The sequence below is a fragment of the Pandoraea soli genome (genome assembly GCF_902459595.1).
Lineage (GTDB): Bacteria > Pseudomonadota > Gammaproteobacteria > Burkholderiales > Burkholderiaceae > Pandoraea > Pandoraea cepalis.
In genome coordinates, this window is record NZ_CABPSG010000005.1 from 364,090 (window position 1) to 370,563 (window position 6,474).

The window sequence follows — 6,474 nt, forward strand, 5'->3', positions numbered from 1 at the left end:
CGATTGACAAGCTACCTGAGCCGAGCTGATGCCCGTCTATGCGGACCCAGCATCCTCAACCGAGTCATTTGGAGTCAACAGGGAATAAACCGGAATGCCAAACGCCGACGCAATTCGCTCGATATTATCGATTGAGACATTGCGAGCCTGGCGCTCGACATGAGCGACGAAGGAACGATCGAGCTCGGCGCGTGCTGCCAATTCTTCTTGCGACCATCCTTTGGCCCGCCTGAGTAGGCGCATGTTGCCAGCAAGAATCTCTCTTGCGCTGACAATAGCTAGTGTACGGGACGACTTGGGCATCGCAGCATACTGCGAATTCTCCCCCTTCCCTGTCAGTAGACTTTAAGTCACAATCTGAATTATCTCCGAACATTCAGAATGATCTGCCTGCCGGGCCTTCATCCTATCCGCCCTTCTGGCAATCATAAGATCGTTGATACGATCGTCAATAACTGATGGCCGTGCATGTATGTACCATTTGCCAACCGATTCGACCCGACCAGGGCCTCTGGACGTTATTCGTCTGAAGCGTCGTGCGCGGCTTGCAAGTAATTTCGCTCAGAAATCTGGAGGAATCGCATGAACGGTGAAAATCGATTGGAAGGCTGGACGACAATACCCCTTCAATCGGGACTCGAAGTTGCGATCGATAGGCGAGACGGCCTGATATGGATCAGCCTAGACGAAGCGGGGGTAACGGTGGCCTTTTGCCTAGACGCATTAGCTGACGCAGGCTTTGACGGTAGCGAACGAACGCTATCTATTGCCTTCAACGCTGGGGTTGGATTTCTCGAACTACCATGCACAGCAAATCAAGCCAAGAAATTGTTCGATCTTGCTGGGTGGGACAACAACAAACTGGAAGCAATCGCACCGGCGACGTGACGATCAGTTTTACGCCAGCGGGATCAACAACGAGCTATTTCCATGAGCGGGAAGGTTTCGTCTCTTCTGCAAGACGTCCGCCGCGCAACGGGGCCTTCTCCAATTCATCCTCCAGCGAGCGAATCAGCAGAATGGCTCGACTCATGACCTGCTTTGCCGAGTTACTACACTCTACCTTCCGAGAGGTCAGCAGCGAGGATAAGTTGAGTGCCACCATGGAAAGCTCCTCAAGTACCTTGTCAACATCTCTGTGCTTCGAAACATCCCCCAACTCATCTCGCGCCCAATCTACATAATGAATTAGGCTACGTTCCGATTGGTGGCCAGTGAACACCTTGACCTTGTGCAGGACCGCGCGGTAGTCAGAATCGCTGAGAAGCAAGCGCTCAGTGTCCAAGGCTGTTCCGGCCAACGCCATCAAGTGCAACCGAACCATATTCGTAATAAATCTGTGCCGGAACATCGTCATGCAAGCACGGCCATCAGGCGCAGCTTGTTTTGCAAGACGTCGAAAATCCTTCTGTAGTGCCTCGACTGTCAGCGGCGCCCCTCGCACCACATCGACAAAAAGGTAATCTTCGTCGGATAGCGGCTTCCCGCTGGCGCGCAAAGCGTCCATCAGCCTAGCTCGCGGCCCGAAGACAAATGCTTCCAAGGGAACCGCCATTTCAACCGGTATAGGTATGCATCGCTCTGGGTCTGAATTCAATCGCCGCTTAAGGGTTGGCAGACGGATTCTCCGTGAGCCGATATCTCCGTCCATTCCACTTAGTCGTAGTCGCACCAATTCAGCTGGACGGCACCCAGTTCCCTCAAGGAGCAAGAGGATGAGCTCTCGTCGGGATCTCATGTAGTCTAAGGCGAGACCATTTGAACAACCATGAGGGGACTCACAGGCTTGCGCGCTGACCTCATCCCATAGTGTGTTTCTCGCACTCGTCGATATCGGCCACTTCCGATTCACCGCAGCACGGCGCGGATAATAGCTAGGACGAGCGCTCCTGCGCCCACATTCTGACTTCATCGGCGCCACATCCTCGCCCCCCGCTCCCCACCACAAGCTAGACCAGTGAAGGAATGAACGAACGTCATCGAGAATCTGCCGAATCGTGTTGGCCCCACGCCGAGGGCTAAGCCGAAGATTGCGTTGGCCACCTAAAACCCGGGCGAAATCGACCATATCCGACTCGGTAACATTCAATACGTCGACATCGAACGAACTACAGTGAGTTGCGAACTGCGTCAACGACGATGCCAGTACCTTCAATGATCCTCCGTCAGCAGAACGGACCGTGAGCTTATGGCGGATAGATAATAGATATGCCTCAGCAAGCAACCAAGGCCGTCCATCGGGTAACAATATCGAGAAAATGGCTGGGAGCTGCTCAATGAGCTGAGTGTACCCGCGGCCTCTCTCGTTTCGCGTCGCGCCGACACAGAGAATCACATCGCGATGTAGTATCTTCTTTGCAGCAGTCACCTATTCCCTCGCACAAGATGAAGTCGCCCTTGTTTTGCAAACGCCGCCTTGTGTCGGTCTAGTCGATTCTTGATCTGCTCGTCTCGCCGTGCTGCCATCGTCGCAATGTCGAGCAACTCCATATATGCCGCCAAGAGCTCATATCTTTCGCTAGCCTGAACATCGAAAGCGCGACGCATTTCGCGCACTTTCCCTTGCAAACCGATCAACCGCTGCGTGAGAGACCGGTTTCCATTAGTTGCTGCCGCCTCGAAAGAGAAGTCCCGCTTCAGTTGCCTTCGCAGTGCATCGATGACTGCCCAGCCGTTCGAACCGAGCGCTCTGACCGCAGCGCGGCGATGGGTGTTCAGTGACATTCCCAAAATCCCGAGCTTCGCGTTCGAAAACCTAGCTAATGCGGCTTGCGACTCCAGAGCATCTACAAGATCCTTTGGCACAGGTCCGCCATTCTGCATTGATCGCAGCGCGACACATAGTGAGCGAACGCTAGCGCTGTTTCGCTCCTCTCGAGCAAGCGTCGAGTTTGCCTTCTCGCCTTTTGTCAGCATTGGAATCGCCCTCCTTCATCAGTACCGTGATCCTGATGTCTGCCGCGCCACCGCACGTTAGGTTCGTCACCGAAATCATGTATTTTCCGGAGGAAAATGCCTCCTTCAGCCACTGATCCAAAATCACCGCAGATATTGCGGTGACGCTCTTCACGCCAAAGTCCCTGCACACTGACGCGTGCAGGCGCTCGACCTGGCCGAGCTCGGGGTTTGATTCTCCCGATTCAAATGCGAAAAGCTGCTCGCGCGCGTAGGCGGCCTCAATGCCGGGAAGCTCGTCGCCAGGAAAGTTGCCTTCGATGTAGGCATATAGATGACTCGCGTCCGTATGCCCCGCAATCCACCTCGCCGCATCCAAACCGGGGTAGCGGACCGTCCAAAAGTACGAGATAAGAAAGCTCTTGCGGAATTGATGCATCCGCACGTACCAGCGCTCCCCCCTCCAATCGATCGACTCCCCAATGAAATCACCAAAAGCCATTAGATACTTCTCCAACATCTCACGAGTGAGAGGCCGTACGCCGGAATTTCCCGAATAGTTGAGTATCGGCAAGTCAAAGGCGTTACCGACGTCCCCCCAACGAAGTCGAGGTGTATCGAGATGCTTCTCGCACTCCTTGCTGGCATGAATAAGCATACGTAAGGCCTTTGCTGCGACATAGGGAACTGGGCGAGATATCCACTCTCGCCGCTCTTCAGTAACACGCTTGAGTTGAACATGTTCTAGCCAATAGCCTCCATCAGGTCCACGGTGCAGGCAGTCCTTTCTAAGCATCAGAAATTCGTGCATCCTGATGGGCTTTGTGCTCGCAACGACGATCGCGACCGCGGCAATTAGCAGGCACATAGCATCGACGAGACCTGCCGCCTTCCCAGCTGCAGATACACCGCGCACCACCATCGAAGAGCTTGCGTTCCCAGCTTGCCAACCTTCGATGGTGAAAGACGTTCGTCGCCTGATCAGTGCCCGGCTCGCAATTTGGTTACGCTGGTCAACCTTTGCGACTCGAGCAACCTGATCGTCGCCGGCCGATACAAATACCCGTTTCGCGATAATCTCGCAGTGTGCCGCGACAAATGCGTTGATTATTTTCCTCCCGTCGTACTCAACAAACCGCATCGCTTCACGCAAGTACACAAGCGCAACAGGCATGGGCATCCAGGGTGTATGTCCGGCGGTCGGGGAAATGGTGCGCAACGCGCGAAGAGCCGGTTCAATGCTATGCGTGCCGAGCTCGGGAAGATCCTGGGGAAATAGGTAGCGAAGACCGACCCAGTTCCGCCAAACTCTCAAGAATCTGGCAGCACTGGCTCTACCATTGCCGGGTTCGACCTTCCGCCGCCGAAAATAGTGCTCCGGCCTATCGGACATGAGATTCGAACTAGGAGTCACCCCTCCGGGATATCGGCTTTCGATTTCGGGCTCGAATTGCCGGAAGAATGCGCGCACAAGCGGTGAAAATGCCGAGAGCGAGGGAGCATCGATCAGGCGGCACACGCGCGCTCTGTGAACCCGCCGGAAGTTGCGTTCACTCTCATATAAGCCGTTGTCGCTCAACCAACGTTCAATCTTGCGGCGCACCGACGCACTAAGCTTGTACGGAGAAGAAATTCCCGCTCGTTCCGAATCGGAAAGAGGAACGGCTTTAAGTAGCTTTCCAAAGGTGGCCTCGATGTCACCGGCTAGAGCACTCCGCCCGCTCGTTGCGAGTACACGCAACATATCCGCAATTGCATCCGCATCCAGTCGGCTCAAGCCGCATCTATCCGGGTCATAGAGATCATCGTTTTGGTAAACCCATGTAACAATTGATTTTGCGATAGAGAAATCAGCAACGAATGTGGAGGTTGCGACTCGCCTACCCGCTGGCGAGTCCCTTAGCGCGATGATCGAGTGCTTGAAGAATGTCAGGAATCGATGGTGCTGCTCGTCAAGCAAGTTGGATCCGTCGGGTAGCCGCATCGACCAATCGATAAATATCTCCGAAGTGTGCGACGCAATACCAGGCACCAGGAGTTTCCACCGATGTGCATCCACAGGTGAGAGAAGCCATGATGGCGGCTTGCGCGGTGAATGCTCCCCATCTCCCGATCGACGGAATGCTCGCGAGTCAGCGCATTCGAGCACTTTTTTTAGCTGATCGGCATCCCCGGTCAAGGCTACGTATTTTCTAACGCTACCCATCCAGCCCCCTAACCATTTCTCGTGCAGCCAGCCTCACAATGTGCCCTGTGCGTACTATCTCTGGTGCCAGTTCAAGCGCATCGCGATGAGCCTCTCGCAACCTCAAGTCTCGATGTTGCACCAGATGATTTCGCAGAAAAATCGCCAACTGCTGCATATCCCGGGGAGTCACCGCGCCATACTCCACGTTGCGAATTTCATCGAACTCTCCACCAGAAGACACCTGCGCTTCATAGGCATACAACAGTGCTAGTGATTTGCTGGACACCGAAACCATCAACACATCGTCGGTAGCATGAGCCGCGCCGTCTTTTTCCGTGATGCCAAATCGCCGATGAAGCTCTACGGCTAAAGGTGACGCACTTGGCCTGTGCTCCTGAAGCGAGTCAACGATAAACGCGTGAAGCTCTTCGATCGAATTCAGATCTGTAAGCGCAAGCAGTCCTGGCGCATCACCCCACGCCACTGCGATCAACAGGTTCTGAAATCTACGGATCTGCCTCGCATTTAAGGCGCTTATCAAGGCCTCAGGCAAGTAATGGCGCAACGCGACCTTTCTGGAGTTTCCCAATGTCTTTGCCGTCGACACGATCGATCCACTTCGGAGATACTCCAATACGCCTTCGGTAGCACGAATTTTTGAAAAGGTTACCGCGCATGCGTCCCGGTTGAGTCCCGCTGCATGTAGATTTGGAAAGTGATCGGAGAAATAACGCTCGTGTACTCCGTCTCCCCCCCTGGTTCTTCCGGACAGGAACGTGACTGCCTGTCGGGTATTTACTAACCTGGCTGGAGGCGGTTGGCTTACAAGGAAGAGCGCGGACGACGCAGGTGATTGACATGCTTTGAGCGACGATCGCGCGTTGCGTGTCATTAACTCAATAGTTTGCAGAATCTCGAACGAGAGCTCCGTGAGTTGCGCTTCTTTGAAAGCGCGAGCCCTCGGCTTTTCTACCTTAATTCGGCCTCGTCCATCGCCCAACTCAATTAATCTCGCACCGGTCGAGTCCAACAACCGCGCGTTGAATAAAGACCACGGCGTAAAATTTGGATGCTCCATCATCAGAAGGGCACAGCAAACTGCGATATCGCGCGATCCGACGTTCCCCAACAGCCAACTCAGGCGGGTCGTCTTTGTAACAAAGGGACTTGGTGCTGCGGGTACAAAGCTCCCAAGCTGAATTACACTCAGGCTCGGCAGATCTTTATCCTTTTCGAGAAACACCTTTAAATGCAAACCGCCGTACTTCTGCTCGTGTATTCGCAGCAAGAGACCCAATGAAGCCGGACTGGATCCTTAGTCTCCAGTTTCAAGTGCAACACCGCGAATGATGTAGGGTGTTGCGATGAAGAAGAACTACAGGCATTTGAGC

At 54.1% G+C, this 6,474-nt stretch carries 6 protein-coding genes; 1 reads left to right on the plus strand and 5 read right to left on the minus strand.

Annotated elements, in window-relative coordinates:
* Positions 1-36: 36 nt before the first annotated feature.
* The gene (locus PSO31014_RS12050; protein WP_081255913.1) at positions 37-303 is read right to left on the minus strand and encodes a helix-turn-helix domain-containing protein; all 267 of its coding nucleotides are present in this window, start codon (positions 301-303) and stop codon (positions 37-39) included.
* A 279-nt stretch (positions 304-582) separates the two neighbouring features.
* Here PSO31014_RS12050 and PSO31014_RS12055 point away from each other — a divergent pair, with 279 nt between their 5' ends.
* Entirely contained in the window at positions 583-888 is a 306-nt protein-coding gene (locus tag PSO31014_RS12055) for a hypothetical protein (protein ID WP_150551822.1), read from the plus strand.
* Positions 889-922: 34 nt separating this feature from the next.
* Here the strand turns inward: PSO31014_RS12055 and PSO31014_RS12060 are convergent, their stop codons facing one another.
* The 4 genes from PSO31014_RS12060 to PSO31014_RS12075 all read right to left on the minus strand — a co-directional run bounded on the left by PSO31014_RS12060 (position 923) and on the right by PSO31014_RS12075 (position 6,380).
* Positions 923-2,068 (minus strand): tyrosine-type recombinase/integrase, encoded by a 1,146-nt coding sequence (locus tag PSO31014_RS12060; RefSeq protein ID WP_150551823.1) that lies wholly within the window; start codon positions 2,066-2,068, stop codon positions 923-925.
* A gap of 296 nt (positions 2,069-2,364) precedes the next feature.
* The gene (locus PSO31014_RS12065; RefSeq protein ID WP_063598863.1) at positions 2,365-2,724 is read right to left on the minus strand and encodes a hypothetical protein; all 360 of its coding nucleotides are present in this window, start codon (positions 2,722-2,724) and stop codon (positions 2,365-2,367) included.
* A 130-nt stretch (positions 2,725-2,854) separates the two neighbouring features.
* Positions 2,855-4,672 carry a hypothetical protein gene (locus PSO31014_RS12070; RefSeq protein ID WP_150551824.1) on the minus strand — a complete coding sequence of 606 codons (1,818 nt, stop codon included), beginning with the start codon at positions 4,670-4,672 and terminating at the stop codon, positions 2,855-2,857.
* 421 nt (positions 4,673-5,093) lie between these two features.
* Entirely contained in the window at positions 5,094-6,380 is a 1,287-nt protein-coding gene (locus PSO31014_RS12075; protein ID WP_150551825.1) for a hypothetical protein, read from the minus strand.
* Between the last annotated feature and the right edge of the window lie 94 nt (positions 6,381-6,474).